Source organism: Sphingomonas sp. BK345, assembly GCF_014193845.1.
Lineage (GTDB): Bacteria > Pseudomonadota > Alphaproteobacteria > Sphingomonadales > Sphingomonadaceae > Sphingomonas.
The window spans coordinates 96783-111490 of sequence record NZ_JACHZX010000001.1 but is presented as its reverse complement, the minus strand read 5'-3'; the positions used below and the strand labels follow the sequence as shown (position 1 = coordinate 111490).

24 protein-coding genes are annotated in these 14708 nt (G+C 66.5%); all 24 read left to right on the top strand.

What is annotated here, in order from left to right:
* Positions 1 to 14: 14 nt before the first annotated feature.
* The 24 genes from FHY03_RS00500 to rpsE all read left to right on the top strand — a co-directional run bounded on the left by FHY03_RS00500 (position 15) and on the right by rpsE (position 14705).
* The gene (locus FHY03_RS00500) at positions 15 to 368 is read left to right on the top strand and encodes a DUF3140 domain-containing protein (protein WP_183921117.1); all 354 of its coding nucleotides are present in this window, start codon (positions 15 to 17) and stop codon (positions 366 to 368) included.
* Positions 369 to 575: 207 nt separating this feature from the next.
* Positions 576 to 947 (top strand): 30S ribosomal protein S12, encoded by a 372-nt coding sequence (gene rpsL, locus FHY03_RS00495; RefSeq protein WP_029936467.1) that lies wholly within the window; start codon positions 576 to 578, stop codon positions 945 to 947.
* Between the two features lie 43 nt (positions 948 to 990).
* Positions 991 to 1461, top strand: a complete 471-nt coding sequence (rpsG, locus tag FHY03_RS00490; protein ID WP_132909132.1) for a 30S ribosomal protein S7 — start codon at positions 991 to 993, stop codon at positions 1459 to 1461.
* Positions 1462 to 1568: 107 nt separating this feature from the next.
* A complete protein-coding gene (gene fusA / locus FHY03_RS00485) occupies positions 1569 to 3662 on the top strand; it encodes an elongation factor G (protein ID WP_183921116.1) in 2094 nt (697 codons plus the stop codon).
* A gap of 217 nt (positions 3663 to 3879) precedes the next feature.
* On the top strand, positions 3880 to 5076 hold the full coding sequence (gene tuf, locus FHY03_RS00480) for an elongation factor Tu (RefSeq protein WP_132909134.1): 1197 nt from the start codon (positions 3880 to 3882) through the stop codon (positions 5074 to 5076).
* 263 nt (positions 5077 to 5339) lie between these two features.
* On the top strand, positions 5340 to 5648 hold the full coding sequence (rpsJ, locus tag FHY03_RS00475; RefSeq protein WP_007406109.1) for a 30S ribosomal protein S10: 309 nt from the start codon (positions 5340 to 5342) through the stop codon (positions 5646 to 5648).
* Positions 5649 to 6013: 365 nt separating this feature from the next.
* A complete protein-coding gene (gene rplC / locus FHY03_RS00470; protein WP_183928064.1) occupies positions 6014 to 6766 on the top strand; it encodes a 50S ribosomal protein L3 in 753 nt (250 codons plus the stop codon).
* Positions 6767 to 6768: 2 nt separating this feature from the next.
* The gene (rplD, locus tag FHY03_RS00465) at positions 6769 to 7383 is read left to right on the top strand and encodes a 50S ribosomal protein L4 (protein ID WP_132909136.1); all 615 of its coding nucleotides are present in this window, start codon (positions 6769 to 6771) and stop codon (positions 7381 to 7383) included.
* Positions 7376 to 7690, top strand: coding sequence for a 50S ribosomal protein L23 (locus tag FHY03_RS00460; protein ID WP_132909137.1), 315 nt, complete (start codon positions 7376 to 7378; stop codon positions 7688 to 7690). The genes rplD and FHY03_RS00460 overlap by 8 nt, the downstream gene beginning before the upstream one ends.
* 1 nt (position 7691) lies before the next feature.
* Positions 7692 to 8525 (top strand): 50S ribosomal protein L2, encoded by an 834-nt coding sequence (gene rplB, locus FHY03_RS00455; protein ID WP_183921114.1) that lies wholly within the window; start codon positions 7692 to 7694, stop codon positions 8523 to 8525.
* The gene (gene rpsS / locus FHY03_RS00450; protein ID WP_132909139.1) at positions 8525 to 8800 is read left to right on the top strand and encodes a 30S ribosomal protein S19; all 276 of its coding nucleotides are present in this window, start codon (positions 8525 to 8527) and stop codon (positions 8798 to 8800) included. Before rplB ends, rpsS begins: the two co-directional genes overlap by 1 nt.
* Complete coding sequence (gene rplV / locus FHY03_RS00445) at positions 8800 to 9177, top strand: 50S ribosomal protein L22 (RefSeq protein ID WP_132909140.1); 378 nt, start codon at positions 8800 to 8802, stop codon at positions 9175 to 9177. Before rpsS ends, rplV begins: the two co-directional genes overlap by 1 nt.
* Positions 9177 to 9884 (top strand): 30S ribosomal protein S3, encoded by a 708-nt coding sequence (gene rpsC / locus FHY03_RS00440; RefSeq protein ID WP_183921113.1) that lies wholly within the window; start codon positions 9177 to 9179, stop codon positions 9882 to 9884. The genes rplV and rpsC overlap by 1 nt, the downstream gene beginning before the upstream one ends.
* An 11-nt stretch (positions 9885 to 9895) precedes the next feature.
* On the top strand, positions 9896 to 10330 hold the full coding sequence (gene rplP / locus FHY03_RS00435; protein WP_022687059.1) for a 50S ribosomal protein L16: 435 nt from the start codon (positions 9896 to 9898) through the stop codon (positions 10328 to 10330).
* Between the two features lies 1 nt (position 10331).
* Positions 10332 to 10538, top strand: a complete 207-nt coding sequence (gene rpmC, locus FHY03_RS00430; RefSeq protein WP_183921112.1) for a 50S ribosomal protein L29 — start codon at positions 10332 to 10334, stop codon at positions 10536 to 10538.
* 13 nt (positions 10539 to 10551) lie between these two features.
* On the top strand, positions 10552 to 10824 hold the full coding sequence (rpsQ, locus tag FHY03_RS00425) for a 30S ribosomal protein S17 (protein ID WP_132909143.1): 273 nt from the start codon (positions 10552 to 10554) through the stop codon (positions 10822 to 10824).
* A 221-nt stretch (positions 10825 to 11045) separates the two neighbouring features.
* Complete coding sequence (rplN, locus tag FHY03_RS00420; RefSeq protein WP_022687056.1) at positions 11046 to 11414, top strand: 50S ribosomal protein L14; 369 nt, start codon at positions 11046 to 11048, stop codon at positions 11412 to 11414.
* Complete coding sequence (gene rplX / locus FHY03_RS00415; protein WP_183921111.1) at positions 11414 to 11731, top strand: 50S ribosomal protein L24; 318 nt, start codon at positions 11414 to 11416, stop codon at positions 11729 to 11731. Before rplN ends, rplX begins: the two co-directional genes overlap by 1 nt.
* Entirely contained in the window at positions 11724 to 12311 is a 588-nt protein-coding gene (rplE, locus tag FHY03_RS00410) for a 50S ribosomal protein L5 (protein ID WP_183921110.1), read from the top strand. The genes rplX and rplE overlap by 8 nt, the downstream gene beginning before the upstream one ends.
* Before the next feature lie 35 nt (positions 12312 to 12346).
* Entirely contained in the window at positions 12347 to 12652 is a 306-nt protein-coding gene (rpsN, locus tag FHY03_RS00405) for a 30S ribosomal protein S14 (RefSeq protein ID WP_183921109.1), read from the top strand.
* A gap of 9 nt (positions 12653 to 12661) precedes the next feature.
* Positions 12662 to 13072, top strand: a complete 411-nt coding sequence (gene rpsH / locus FHY03_RS00400) for a 30S ribosomal protein S8 (protein WP_132909147.1) — start codon at positions 12662 to 12664, stop codon at positions 13070 to 13072.
* Positions 13072 to 13605, top strand: a complete 534-nt coding sequence (rplF, locus tag FHY03_RS00395; protein WP_183921108.1) for a 50S ribosomal protein L6 — start codon at positions 13072 to 13074, stop codon at positions 13603 to 13605. The genes rpsH and rplF overlap by 1 nt, the downstream gene beginning before the upstream one ends.
* Positions 13602 to 13952: a 50S ribosomal protein L18 gene (gene rplR, locus FHY03_RS00390; RefSeq protein ID WP_132909149.1), complete on the top strand. Its 351-nt coding sequence runs from the start codon at positions 13602 to 13604 to the stop codon at positions 13950 to 13952. The genes rplF and rplR overlap by 4 nt, the downstream gene beginning before the upstream one ends.
* A 3-nt stretch (positions 13953 to 13955) precedes the next feature.
* Positions 13956 to 14705, top strand: coding sequence for a 30S ribosomal protein S5 (gene rpsE, locus FHY03_RS00385; protein ID WP_260158584.1), 750 nt, complete (start codon positions 13956 to 13958; stop codon positions 14703 to 14705).
* Positions 14706 to 14708 lie beyond the last annotated feature (3 nt).

The window sequence follows — 14708 nt, the reverse complement described above, 5'->3', positions numbered from 1 at the left end:
GCGAGGAGAGCGACATGGCCGAGCAGCACGACGATCACGATCGGATCGCCAAGGAGTTCAACGAGGCGGTCAATATGGCCCCGGCCGAGCTGGAGCGCTTCCTCGACAGCGACGACAGCAAGCGGGTCGGCTGGAAGGGCGACGACGGCAAAGGCGACGGCGAGAGCGTCGGGCATCGCTCCGGCCGACGCATCGTCGAACTCAAGCGCACCAAGAAGGCCGACCTCACCGACGATGATTACACGCACATGAAGACGGTGCTCGGCTACGTCCACCGCCACCTCGCGCAGGGCGGGCCGGCGAAGGACAAGGAGCACTCCGACTGGCGCTACTCGCTGATGAACTGGGGGCACGACCCGCTCAAGTGAGCGAGAGAGCGGGCGATTGACCGACGCGCCCGGCGCGCGTATAGGCGCCCCCGTCCGGGTGGAAGGCAACTTCTGCCCGGCAGCTTGAACATTGCTGGATGCATCAAGGGCCTGAGGCCGCCGTTACCGGCTGCCGCACGGTCCTTTTCGTATTCCAAGTCTTGTCAGGGCTCCAGCAAAGTAACCTCCAGATAAGGTGAAGGCTTCATGCCGACGATCAACCAGCTGGTCCGCAAGGGCCGCGAGCCGCAGAAGGCCAAGTCCAAGGTCCCTGCGATGGAGCAGAACCCGCAGAAGCGCGGCGTCTGCACCCGTGTCTATACCACGACCCCGAAGAAGCCGAACTCGGCGCTGCGCAAGGTGGCCAAGGTCCGCCTGACCAACCAGCGCGAGGTCATCAGCTACATTCCGGGCGAGGGCCACAACCTGCAGGAGCACTCGGTGGTGCTGATCCGCGGCGGCCGTGTGCGCGACCTTCCGGGCGTGCGCTACCACGTGCTGCGCGGCGTGCTCGACACACAGGGCGTCAAGGATCGCCGCCAGTCGCGCTCGAAGTACGGTGCGAAGCGGCCGAAGTAAGCCGCTCCCGTATTCTCACCAGCTGATTGAAAGGTAACATCACATGGCGCGTCGTCGTCGTCCCGAGAAGCGGGAAATCCTGCCTGATCCCGTGTACGGGGATGAGGTTCTCTCCAAGTTCATGAACTCGGTCATGCTCGACGGTAAGAAGTCGGTCGCCGAGGGCATCGTCTATTCGGCGCTCACCACCGTCGAGACCCGCGCCAAGCGCGAGCCGATCGGCGTGTTCCACGACGCGCTGAACAACATCAAGCCGGGCATCGAGGTCCGCAGCCGCCGCGTCGGCGGTGCGACCTACCAGGTTCCGGTCGAGGTGCGTCCCGAGCGCGCGCAGGCGCTGGCGATCCGCTGGCTGATCACCGCCGCGCGCGGCCGCAGCGAGAACACGATGTCGGCGCGCCTCTCGGGCGAGCTCCTCGACGCCTCGAACAACCGCGGCAACGCGGTGAAGAAGCGGGAGGACACGCACCGCATGGCCGAGGCCAACCGCGCCTTCTCGCACTATCGTTGGTAACACCGGCGGTGCGGACGCGGCCTGTCTTGGAAGCGTCTCAGAACTGACCTATATCGTGGGGAGCCGGCGGTACGCTGCGCTCCCCACATCGCTAAGGAAGCCCGATCATGGCCCGCAGCCATCCGCTCGAACTCTACCGCAACATCGGCATTATGGCGCACATCGACGCCGGCAAGACGACGACGACCGAGCGCATCCTCTATTACACCGGCAAGTCCTACAAGATCGGCGAGGTCCATGAGGGCACCGCGACGATGGACTGGATGGAGCAGGAGCAGGAGCGCGGGATCACGATCACGTCGGCTGCCACCACCTGCAAGTGGAAGGCCGAAGAGGGCAAGGGCCCCGAGCATCTGATCAACATCATCGACACCCCGGGCCACGTCGACTTCACTATCGAGGTGGAGCGCTCGCTTCGCGTGCTCGACGGCGCGGTCGCGTGTTTCGACGGCGTCGCCGGCGTGGAGCCGCAGTCGGAGACGGTGTGGCGCCAGGCCGACAAGTACGGTGTGCCGCGGATGTGCTTCGTCAACAAGCTCGACCGCACCGGCGCGGACTTCTATTTCTGCGTTCAGTCGATCATCGACCGTCTCGGCGCCAAGCCGGCGGTGCTGTACCTGCCGATCGGCATCGAGGGCGGCTTCAAGGGCCTCGTCGACCTGGTCGAGAATCGCGCGATCATCTGGCTCGAGGAGTCGCTCGGCGCGAAGTTCGAGTATCAGCCGATTCCTGACGACATGGCCGAGAAGGCAGCGAAGTATCGCAACGACCTGATCGAGCTTGCCGTCGAGCAGGACGACGACGCGATGGAGGCGTATCTTGAGGGCAACGAGCCCGACGCCGCCACGCTCAAGAAGCTGATCCGCAAGGGCACGCTCAACATGGCGTTCGTGCCCGTGGTGTGCGGCTCGGCTTTCAAGAACAAGGGCGTCCAGCCGCTGCTCGACGCGGTGGTCGACTATCTCCCGAGCCCGCTCGACGTGCCGGCGATCAAGGGCGTCAAGCTCGACGGCGAGACTCCGGACGAGCGCCCCTCGTCGGACACCGCGCCCTTCTCGGCGCTGGCGTTCAAGATCATGAACGACCCGTTCGTCGGCTCGCTCACCTTCGCCCGCATCTACTCGGGCGTCCTCACCAAGGGCAGCTACCTGAACTCGGTGAAGGACAAGAAGGAGAAGATCGGTCGCATGCTCCTGATGCACGCGAACTCGCGTGAGGACATCGAGGAAGCGCGCGCGGGCGACATCGTCGCGCTGGCGGGCCTCAAGGAGACCACCACGGGCGACACGCTGTGCGATCCGGCCAACCCGATCATTCTGGAGCGCATGGAGTTCCCGGAGCCGGTGATCGAGCTGTCGGTGGAGCCGAAGACCAAGGCCGACCAGGAGAAGATGGGCGTCGCGCTCAACCGTCTGGCCGCCGAGGACCCCTCGTTCCGCGTCTCGACCGACCACGAGTCGGGCCAGACCATCATCAAGGGGATGGGCGAGCTTCACCTCGAGATCCTGGTCGACCGCATGAAGCGCGAGTTCAAGGTCGAGGCCAATGTCGGCGCGCCGCAGGTGGCATATCGCGAGTATCTCAAGAAGCCGGTCGACATCGACTACACGCACAAGAAGCAGTCGGGCGGCACCGGCCAGTTCGGTCGCGTGAAGGTGAAGCTGACGCCTGGCGAGCGCGGCGCGGGCATCATCTTCAAGGACGAGGTCAAGGGCGGTAACATTCCGAAGGAATATATCCCCGCGATCGAGAAGGGCTTCCGCGAGACCGCGGCGACCGGCTCGCTGGTCGGCTTCCCGATCATCGATTTCGAGATCACGCTGTACGACGGCGCGTATCACGACGTCGACTCGTCGGCGCTGGCGTTCGAGATCACTGCGCGCGGTGCGATGCGCGAGGCGGCGCAGAAGTCGGGCATCACGCTGCTCGAGCCGGTCATGAAGGTCGAGGTCGTCACCCCGGAGGATTATCTGGGCGACGTGATCGGCGACATGAACTCGCGGCGCGGCCAGATCCAAGGCACCGACACGCGTGGCAACGCGCAGGCGGTGACCGCGATGGTGCCGCTGGCGAACATGTTCGGCTACGTGAATTCGCTGCGCTCGTTCACCCAGGGGCGGGCGAGCTACTCGATGCAGTTCTCGCACTATGACGAGGTGCCGCAGAACGTCGCCGACGAGGTCAAGGCGAAGCTGGCCTAAGCCGGAAGCGGGAGGGTCAGGGTGACTTGGCCCACCTCGCCGAAGGGTCGGCCGGCGAGTCGGCGCCAGCCAAGCCCGTCCGACGCGCGATTTAGTCGCGCGTCGGCCCCGCCGGAAAACGGCCGGGATTTGCGCAACACGAATTGAGCCGCTATGGGGCCGCCTTCACGGCGAGTCCTGAGTGCGGCTCCAGTGGAAATCAGAAGGTAGGGAAACAATGGCTAAGGCTAAGTTTGAGCGGAACAAGCCGCACCTGAACATCGGCACCATCGGTCACGTCGACCATGGCAAGACCTCGCTGACCGCCGCCATCACCAAGGTGCTGGCGGAGAACGTCGCGGGCAACGCAGCGGTCGACTTCGCCAACATCGACAAGGCGCCGGAAGAGCGCGAGCGCGGCATCACCATCTCGACCGCGCACGTCGAGTATGAGACCGCCAACCGCCACTATGCGCACGTCGACTGCCCGGGTCACGCCGACTACGTCAAGAACATGATCACCGGCGCGGCCCAGATGGACGGCGCGATCCTGGTCGTGTCCGCCACCGACGGCCCGATGCCGCAGACCCGCGAGCACATCCTGCTCGCGCGCCAGGTCGGCGTGCCGGCGATGGTCGTGTTCATGAACAAGGTCGACCTGGTCGACGACGAGGAGATCCTCGAGCTCGTCGAGCTGGAAGTCCGCGAGCTGCTCAGCTCGTACGAGTTCCCGGGCGACGACATTCCGATCATCAAGGGCTCGGCCACCTGCGCGCTCTCGGGCTCGAACCAGAAGCTCGGGCCGGACGCGGTCATGGAGCTGATGAAGGCGGTCGACGAGTACATCCCGCAGCCGGAGCGTCCGCTCGACAAGCCGTTCATGATGCCGATCGAGGACGTGTTCTCTATCTCGGGTCGCGGCACCGTCGTGACCGGCCGCGTCGAGACCGGCATCATCAAGGTTGGTGAGGAAGTCGAGATCGTCGGCATACATCCGGAGGTCCGCAAGACCACCGTCACCGGCGTCGAGATGTTCCGCAAGCTGCTCGACCAGGGTCAGGCTGGCGACAACGTCGGCGCGCTGATCCGCGGCGTCGCCCGCGACGAGGTCGAGCGCGGTCAGGTGCTCTGCAAGCCGGGCTCGATCAAGCCGCACACCGACTTCTCGTCGGAGGTGTACGTGCTGTCGAAGGACGAGGGTGGCCGTCACACGCCGTTCTTCGCGAACTACCGTCCGCAGTTCTACTTCCGCACCACGGACGTGACCGGCACCGTCGAGCTGCCCGAGGGCACCGAGATGGTCATGCCGGGCGACAACGTCGCGCTCGGCATCAAGCTGATCGCGCCGATCGCGATGGACGTCGGCCAGCGCTTCACCATCCGCGAGGGTGGCCGCACCGTGGGTGCGGGCGTGGTGAGCGCCATTTCGAAGTAAGCCGCATCGGGCCGGTCCGCCGGTCCGGTACGAAAGGTTCCGCCCGATGCGCCGAATGGTGCGTCGGGCGGTTGCCTTTTTATGGGAGCGCGGTTATGGCCGCGCCTTCGCTTTGGGTTCGAGAACAGCAAGAGGTGCTCTCGTCCCGTCAGCCCGGTCTCGGCCGGGGTCTTGTGGCAGCGTAAAGCTAGCGTAGCAGGGCTTCGGTCTCGGCCGGAGTGACGGGGGAGAAAGTGCCCCGCTCTTTCGCATTGGTAGGGATCATGGACAGCAACATCCGCATTCGCCTCAAGGCGTTCGATCATCGCGTGCTCGATCAGGCGACCGGCGATATCGCCGACACCGCGCGCCGCACCGGCGCGCTCATCCGTGGCCCTATCCCGCTGCCGACGCGCATCGAGAAGTTCACGGTCAACCGCGGCCCGCACATCGACAAGAAGTCGCGCGAGCAGTTCGAGGTCCGCACCTACAAGCGCATGCTCGACATCGTGCAGCCGACGCCGCAGACGGTGGACGCGCTGATGAAGCTCGACCTCGCCGCCGGTGTCGACGTCGAGATCAAGCTGGCCTGATGCAGGCCGGCTTGCCTTTGGCCCCGGCGAAGGCCGGGGTCCCTGTTGACTGCGTCAACAGGTTGGCGTAATTGGCCGGCTCCCGCGGTCGACGTGAGTCCCGCGGGTTTGTCGTTTCGTGGCGTATCGCGCGAGACGGACGAGCGCTCCGCCTTGGCGGACGCTCCGACGACCATGAGATACCGCTGGCCGCTCTCGGGTGGCCGGGTCAGCGTCTCCCGTCTGTTTCCCCCTCGGGGAAGCGCCTAGCCCGGGACGGGGGCACGCTTCGCACATTCCGGGCTGACCGATCCGCGCCGCCAGGCGCGGGTCACAAGCACCGTGGGGATGGGCCTCGCGGTGCCTCTGTCAAGGAGCAAGGGATCATGCGTACTGGCGTGATCGCGAAGAAAATGGGGATGACCCGCCTGTTCCAGGACGACGGCCGCCACGTGCCGGTCACCGTCCTGCAGATCGAGGCGCTTCAGGTCGTCGCCCGTCGCGAGAAGGACCGTGACGGCTACACCGCCGTCCAGCTCGGCGCAGGTGTCGCCAAGAGCAAGAATGTCGCCAAGCCGCAGCGCGGCCACTTTGGCAAGGCCGAGGTGGAGCCCAAGGCGGTGGTGCACGAGTTCCGCGTGACCGAGGAGAACCTCCTCGACGTCGGCGCCGAGCTCGCGGCGGACCATTATGTCGCTGGCCAGCTGGTCGACATCCAGGGCCGTACCCAGGGCAAGGGGTTCGCCGGCGCGATGAAGCGCTGGAACTTCGGCGGTCTGCGCGCGACCCACGGCGTGTCGGTGTCGCACCGCTCGCACGGTTCGACCGGTAACCGCCAGGATCCCGGCCGCGTCTTCAAGAACAAGAAGATGGCGGGCCACATGGGTGACAAGAACCGCACCCAGCAGAACCTCGAGATCGTCGGCACCGACGTCGAGCGCGGCCTGATCTTCGTGAAGGGCTCGGTGCCCGGCTCGAAGGGCGGCTGGCTGTTCGTCAAGGACGCGGTCAAGCAGGATCGCCACGAGAGCGCGCCGTACCCGGCGTCGATCAAGTCGGCGGCCAACAACAACAGCGCGGCGAACACGCCGGCCGACACGTCGGTCGATGCCCCCGCGACCGACGGCCAGGAGGGCTGAACGTGAAGGTCAAGGTTTCCTCCTTCGCCGGCACCGACGCAGCGGACATCGAGCTCAACGACGAGGTCTTCGGTCTCGATCCGCGTGCCGACATCCTGCACCGCGTCGTGACCTGGCAGCTCGAGAAGCGTCGCGCCACCGCGCGTGGCACGCGCGAGCGCGCCGACGTCGCTCGCTCGGGCAAGAAGCTCGGTCGCCAGAAGGGTGGCGGTGTCGCCCGTCACGGCGATCGCCGCGCCCCGGTGTTCATCGGCGGCGGTAAGGCGCACGGCGCCCGCGTCCGCGACTTCAACCCCGGGCTCAACAAGAAGATTCGCGCGCTCGGTCTCAAGATGGCGCTCAGCAGCCATGCCAAGGCCGGCTCGCTGATCGTGCTGGACGCGTTCGAGGTGCAGAAGACGAAGGAGCTCAAGGGCCATTTCGCCACGCTCACCACGGGCAAGCGCACGCTGGTGATCGACGGCGAGGCGGGCGAGAGCTTCCGCGCCGGTCGCAACTTGCCGGGCGTGGACCTGCTCCCGGCGGTCGGCGCGAACGTCTACGACATCATCAAGGCAGACACGCTGGTGCTGACGCGCGCGGCGGTCGAGAAGCTGGAGGCGCGCTTCAATGGCTAAGCCGGCAGAGGCGATCGACAACCGTCACTACGACGTGATTGTCGCGCCGCACATCACCGAGAAGGCGACCCTGCTCTCCGAGCAGAACGCGGTGGTCTTCAAGGTCGCCAACAAGGCGACCAAGCCCCAGATCAAGGCGGCTGTGGAGGCGCTCTTCGGCGTCAGCGTCACGGGCGTGAACACGATCGTCCAGAAGGGCAAGACCAAGCGCTGGAAGGGTGCGCCCTACCGTCGCTCCGATGTCAAGAAGGCGATCGTCACGCTCCGCGAGGGCCAGTCGATCGACGTCACCGAGGGGGCCAAGTAAGATGGCACTCAAGCATTATAACCCGACGTCGCCGGCGCAGCGCGGCCTCGTCCTCGTCGACAAGTCGGCGCTGTACAAGGGCAAGCCCGTCAAGGCGCTGACCGAGGGCAAGCGCAAGACCGGCGGTCGCAACAACAAGGGCCATGTGACCTCGCGCGGCATCGCGGGCGGTCACAAGCAGCGCTACCGCTACGTCGATTTCAAGCGGCGCAAGTGGGACGTCGAGGGCACGGTCGAGCGGCTCGAGTATGACCCGAACCGCACCGCCTTCATCGCGCTGGTCAAGTATCCCGACGAGGAGCTGGCCTATATCATCGCGCCGCAGCGGCTCGCGCCGGGCGACAAGGTGATCGCGGGCAAGAAGACCGACGTGAAGCCGGGCAATGCCATGGAGCTGGGCCAGATCCCGGTCGGCACCATCGTCCACAACGTGGAGATGAAGCCGGGCAAGGGCGGTCAGATCGCGCGTTCGGCCGGCACCTATGTGCAGGTCGTCGGTCGCGACCGCGGCATGGTCATCGTCCGCCTCAACTCGGGTGAGCAGCGCTACATCCATGGCGAGTGCATGGCGACGATCGGTGCGGTGTCGAACCCCGACAACCAGAACCAGAACCTCGGCAAGGCTGGCCGCTCGCGCTGGATGGGCAAGCGCCCGCTGACGCGCGGCGTGGCCAAGAACCCGGTCGACCACCCGCACGGCGGTGGTGAAGGCCGGACCTCGGGCGGCCGCCACCCGGTCACGCCGTGGGGCAAGCCGACGAAGGGTGCGCGCACCCGCCACAACAAATCTACGGACAAGATGATCATCCGTAGCCGCCACGCGAGGAAGAAGTAATGGCTCGCTCTGTCTGGAAGGGCCCGTTCGTCGAACTGAGCCTGCTCAAGAAGGCCGAGGCCGCGCAGGACGCCGGCGGGCGCGCGCCGATCAAGACCTGGTCGCGCCGCTCCACCATCCTGCCGCAGTTCGTCGGTCTGACGTTCTCGGTCTACAACGGCCGCAAGTTCGTGCCCGTCTCGGTCAACGAGGACATGGTCGGCATGAAGCTCGGCGAGTTCGCGCCCACCCGGTTCTTCCCGGGTCACGCGGCTGACAAGAAGGGCAAGCGCTGATGAGCAAGCCTGCATCCCCCCGCAAGGTCGGCGAGAAGGAAGCCCTCTCGGTCGGCACGCAGATCCGCGGCTCGGCGCAGAAGCTGGGCCTGGTGGCGGCGCTGATCCGCGGCCGCTCGGCGGCCGACGCGATGAACATCCTTGCCTTTTCCAAGAAGTCGATGGCGGTCGACGCGCGCAAGGTGCTGGCCTCGGCCATCGCCAACGCCGAGAACAACCACAACCTCGACGTCGACGCGCTCGTCGTCGCCGAGGCGTCGGTCGGCAAGTCGATCACCATGAAGCGGTTCGCCACGCGCGGCCGCGGCAAGTCCACCCGCATCCTCAAGCCGTTCTCGCGGCTGCGGATCGTCGTGCGCGAGCAGGAAGAAGCCTAATGGGTCACAAGAGCAATCCCATCGGTCTGCGCCTGCAGATCAATCGCACCTGGGACAGCCGCTGGTACGCCGAGGGCGACGATTATCGTCGCCTGCTGCTGGAGGATCTCAAGATCCGTCAGTACATCATCAAGACGCTGCCGCAGGCGGCGATCTCGAAGGTGGTGATCGATCGTCCCGCCAAGCTGTGCCGCATCTCGGTCTTCGCCGCACGCCCCGGCGTGATCATCGGCAAGAAGGGCTCGGACATCGAGAAGCTGCGCAAGACGCTCGGCGCGATGACCAGCTCGGACGTGTCGCTGAACATCGTCGAGATCCGCAAGCCCGAGGTCGACGCCAAGCTCGTCGCGCAGGGCATCGCGGATCAGCTCGAGCGTCGTATCGCCTTCCGCCGCGCGATGAAGCGCGCGGTGCAGTCGGCGATGCGCCTCGGTGCGGACGGCATCAAGGTCTATTGCGGCGGCCGCCTTGGCGGCGCCGAGATCGCGCGCTCGGAGAGCTATCGCGAGGGCCGGGTGCCGCTGCACACGCTGCGCGCCAACATCGACTATGCCGAGGCCGAGGCGCACACCGCCTATGGCGTCTGCGGCGTCAAGGTGTGGGTGTTCAAGGGCGAGATCCTCGGGCACGACCCGATGGCAACCGATCGCCTCATGATGGAGGCCCAGACCTCCGGCGTGCGCCCTGCGCGCGATGACCGCCGCTAAGGAATAAGGCAATGCTGCAACCGAAGCGCACCAAGTTCCGCAAGGCGTTCAAGGGCCGTATCCACGGCGACGCCAAGGGCGGCACCTCGCTGAACTTCGGCTCCTATGGCCTCAAGGCGATGGAGCCGGATCGTATCACCGCGCGTCAGATCGAGGCGGCCCGCCGCGCGATCACGCGCCACATCAAGCGCCAGGGGCGTCTGTGGATCCGCGTGTTCCCGGACGTGCCGGTGTCGAGCAAGCCCGCCGAAGTCCGCATGGGCTCAGGCAAGGGTTCGCCCGAGTTCTGGGCGGCGCGCGTCAAGCCGGGCCGGATCCTGTTCGAGCTCGACGGCGTCGAGGGGCCGCTCGCCGCGGAGGCGTTCGAGCGCGCCGCGATGAAGCTGCCGATCAAGACCAAGGTCGTGGCGCGCCTCGGCGACACCTCGCACCTGGGAGGCGAGTAAGATGGCAAATACCACCGACTTCACCGGCCAGAGCGACGACCAGCTCGCCGAGAGCCTGGGCAACCTGAAGCGCGAGCAGTTCAATCTGCGCTTCCAGGCGGCGACCAGCCAGCTCGAGAAGCCGAGCCGCGTGCGTGAGGTCCGCAAGGACATCGCCCGCATCAAGACCCTTCAGGCGCAGCGCAATGCTGCGGCTGCGGCCAAGTAAGAGGACGACGCACATGCCGAAGCGCGTGCTGACCGGAGTGATCGTCTCCGACAAGGGCGAGAAGACGGTGATCGTCAACGTGGAGCGCAAGGTGAAGCACCCGCTCTACGGCAAGATCATCCGCCGCTCGAAGAAGTACCACGCCCATGACGAGGCGAACGAGTATAAGCAGGGCGAGACCGTGCGCATCGAAGAGACCGCGCCGATCTCCAAGCTGAAGACCTGGAAGGTCGTCGACCGCGTGAACACGCATGTCGCGCCCGAGCGGGTCGACGTCGACGCGTAAGCGTCGCTGAGCGCGCCCGCCGGCGTTTCGGGAAGGGTCCGCGGCCTGGCCGCGGAGACCAGCCGAGCGTGGCGGGAAGACGTGGGGACAGGGCACTTGCCTTTCGCCCGCGGAGCGGCTAACCGGCCGCTCCCCTCGGTACGGCCATGCGCCTGCCGGGGGTCGTTTTTTTAGGCGGGGCTGGGTCGGAATCCACCCCAAGGCGAGAAGGAAGCGGATCGATGATCCAGATGCAGTCCAATCTCGACGTCGCTGACAATAGCGGCGCGAAGCGGGTGCAGTGCATCAAGGTGCTTGGCGGGTCCAAGCGCCGCACGGCCGGCGTCGGCGACATCATCGTCGTCAGCGTCAAGGAAGCGCAGCCGCGTGGCCGCGTGAAGAAGGGTGACGTTCACCGCGCGGTGATCGTGCGTACCGCCAAGGACATTCGCCGCGCCGACGGCTCGGTGATCCGGTTCGACGGCAATGCCGCGGTGCTGGTCAACAAGAACGAGGAGCCGATCGGCACCCGTATCTTCGGCCCGGTCGTGCGCGAGCTACGCGGCAAGAAGCACATGAAGATTATCAGCCTCGCGCCGGAGGTGCTGTAATGGCCGCCGCGAAGATCAAGAAGGGCGATCAGGTCGTCGTCCTTTCCGGCAAGGACAAGGGCAAGACCGGCACGGTCACCCAGTCGATGCCGAAGGATAGCAAGGTGATCGTCGGCGGCGTCAACGTCGCTACCCGTCACCGCAAGCCGACGCAGGCGAACCCGCAGGGCGGGCTCGAGCGCATCGAGGCGCCGCTGCACGTGTCGAAGGTGGCGCACGTCACCGCCGACGGCAAGCCGACGCGCGTCCGTTTCGAGACGCAGGATGGCAAGAAGGTCCGCGTCGCGGTGAAGACCGGGGAGAAGATCGATGGCTGACGCCTACAAGCCCCGCATGAAGGCGATCTACGAGGATCGCATCGTCGCGGCGATGACCGAGAAGTTCGGCTACAAGAACGTCAACGAGATCCCGCGGATCGACAAGATCGTGCTCAACATGGGCGTCGGCGAGGCGACCCAGGACAAGAAGCGTGTCGACCAGGCCGCGTCGGAGATGGAGCTGATCGCCGGTCAGAAGCCGGTCGTCACCAAGGCGAAGAAGTCGATCGCGCAGTTCAAGCTGCGCGAGGGCATGCCGATCGGCGTGAAGGTCACCCTTCGCCGCGAGCGCATGTACGAGTTCCTCGACCGCTTCATCACCATCGCGCTACCGCGCGTCCGCGACTTCCGCGGGCTGAACCCGAAGAGCTTCGACGGCCGCGGCAACTACGCCTGCGGCATCAAGGAGCAGATCGTGTTCCCGGAGATCAACTATGACCGCATCGACAAGGTGCGCGGCATGGACGTGATCGTGACCACGACCGCGAAGACCGACGACGAGGCGCGCGAGCTGCTCCGCCTGTTCGGCTTCCCGTTCCCGATCGAGGACGAAACGACTGACGCGAAGAAGGCGGCATGACCGTCTCGCTGGTCTGATAAAGAGAGCTTAAGTCCATGGCGAAACTGAGTTCCGTGAACAAGAACGAGCGTCGCAAGAAGCTGGTGGCGCAATATGCGCCCAAGCTGGCGAAGCTGAAGGCAACCGCGAACGACCAGTCGCTCGACGAGACCGAGCGTCTCATCGCGCGGCTGAAGATGGCGGAGCTGCCCCGCAACGCCAATCCGACGCGTATCCGCAACCGCTGCGCGCTGACCGGTCGTCCGCGTGCTTACTACCGCAAGTTCGGGCTTGCCCGTGTGATGCTGCGCGATCTGGCCAACAAGGGCCTGATCCCGGGTCTCACCAAGTCGAGCTGGTAAGGACGTACGATGGCAGTGACCGATCCCCTGGGTGACCTGCTCACCCGCATCCGCAACGGCCAGCGCGCGCGCAAGGACAGCGTGCTGTCGCCCGCGTCGAAGCTGCGCGTCCGCGTGCTCGACGTGCTCCAGCGCGAGGGCTACATCCGCGGCTATTCCGAGGAGGAGCTCGCGCTCGGCAAGGGCGCGTCCACCAAGGGCGTCCGCATCGAGCTCAAGTATTTCGAAGGCCAGCCCGCGATCAAGCATGTCGCGCGCGTCTCGAAGCCGGGCCGTCGCATCTATTCCGGCGCCACCGAGCTGCCGCGCGTGATGAACGGCCTGGGCATCACCATCGTGTCAACGCCGAAGGGCGTTCTGTCGGACGCCGAGGCGCGCGAGCAGAACGTCGGCGGCGAAGTGCTGGCGGAGGTGTTCTGATGAGCCGCATCGGCAAGAAGGCGGTCCCGATCCCTTCGGGCGTCACCGCCACCCGCCACGGCAACGAGCTGTCGGTCAAGGGCCCCAAGGGCACCCTGACGATGCCGCTGTCGGACCTGATCAGCTACGACGTGCAGGGTGACTCGATCGGCGTGCAGCCGGCCAACGACACCAAGCGCGCGCGCGCCTTCTGGGGCATGCAGCGGACGCTGGTGCAGAACCTCGTCACCGGCGTGACCGAGGGCTTCACCAAGAAGCTGCTGATCACCGGCGTCGGCTACCGCGCCGCGGCGCAGGGCCGCAACCTGCGCCTGCAGCTCGGCTACAGCCATGACGTCAACATCGAGGTGCCCGAGGGCATCGAGGTGAAGACGCCGGACGCGACCACCGTCGAGATCAGCGGTGCGGACAAGCAGCGCGTCGGCCAGCTGGCCGCCGAGATCCGCCGCTGGCGTAAGCCCGAGCCGTACAAGGGCAAGGGCATCAAGTACGACGGCGAGTATATCTTCCGTAAGGAAGGGAAGAAGAAGTGACCAAGGGTCTTTCGCTTTTCGACAAGCGGCGTCGCCGCAACCGCACCGCGCTGCGCGCGCGGGCTGGCACGCGTCCGCGCCTGTCGGTGCATCGCTCGGGCAAGCACATCTACGCCCAGGTCATCGACGACGCCAACGGCCACACCGTGGCTTCGGCCTCGACGCTGGCCGGGCACGAGGGCAAGACCGCGACCGTCGCGGCCGCGACCGAGGTGGGCAAGCGCGTCGCCGAGGCGGCCAAGGCCGCCGGTGTCACGCAGGTCGTGTTCGACCGTGGTGGCTTCCTCTTTCACGGCCGGGTGAAGGCGCTGGCCGAGGCCGCGCGCGAAGCCGGACTGGAGTTCTAAGACATGGCTGACGAGAACCAGCAGACGCAGGCGCCCGAGGCCGAGGCCCAGGCGGCACCGGTGCAGTCCGCGCCGCAGGACAATGGCCCGCCGCGCGGCGCGCGCGGCGGCCGTGGCGGCGGCGGTGGTCGCGGCGGAAACGATCGTGGGGGGCGCGGAGGCCGTGACGGCAACCGTGGGCGTCGCGACGACCGTCGCAACAACGACGACGGCGGTGAGGAGCTGATCGAGAAGCTCGTCCACATCAATCGCGTCTCGAAGACGGTAAAGGGCGGCAAGCGCTTCGGCTTCGCGGCGCTGGTCGTGGTGGGCGACGGCAAGGGCCGCGTCGGCTTCGGCCACGGCAAGGCGCGCGAGGTCCCTGAGGCGATCTCCAAGGCGACCGCCGCGGCGAAGAAGAAGATGGTCCGCGTGCCGCTGAAGGAAGGCCGCACGCTGCACCACGACGGCAACGGCCACTTCGGCGCGGGTCGCGTGACGCTGCGCTCGGCGCCGCAGGGCACCGGCATCATCGCCGGCGGTCCGATGCGCGCGGTGTTCGAGAGCCTCGGCGTCGCCGACGTGGTGACCAAGTCGGTCGGCACCTCGAACCCGTACAACATGATCCGTGCGACCTTCGAGGCGCTGAACACGCAGACCTCGCCGAAGGCGGTGGCGCAGCGTCGCGGCAAGAAGATCGCCGACCTGCTCGGCCGCGCGCACGGCGCGGACGCGGCGACCGCCGAGGCGGATGCCGCGGCAGTGGTGGAGTGAGCG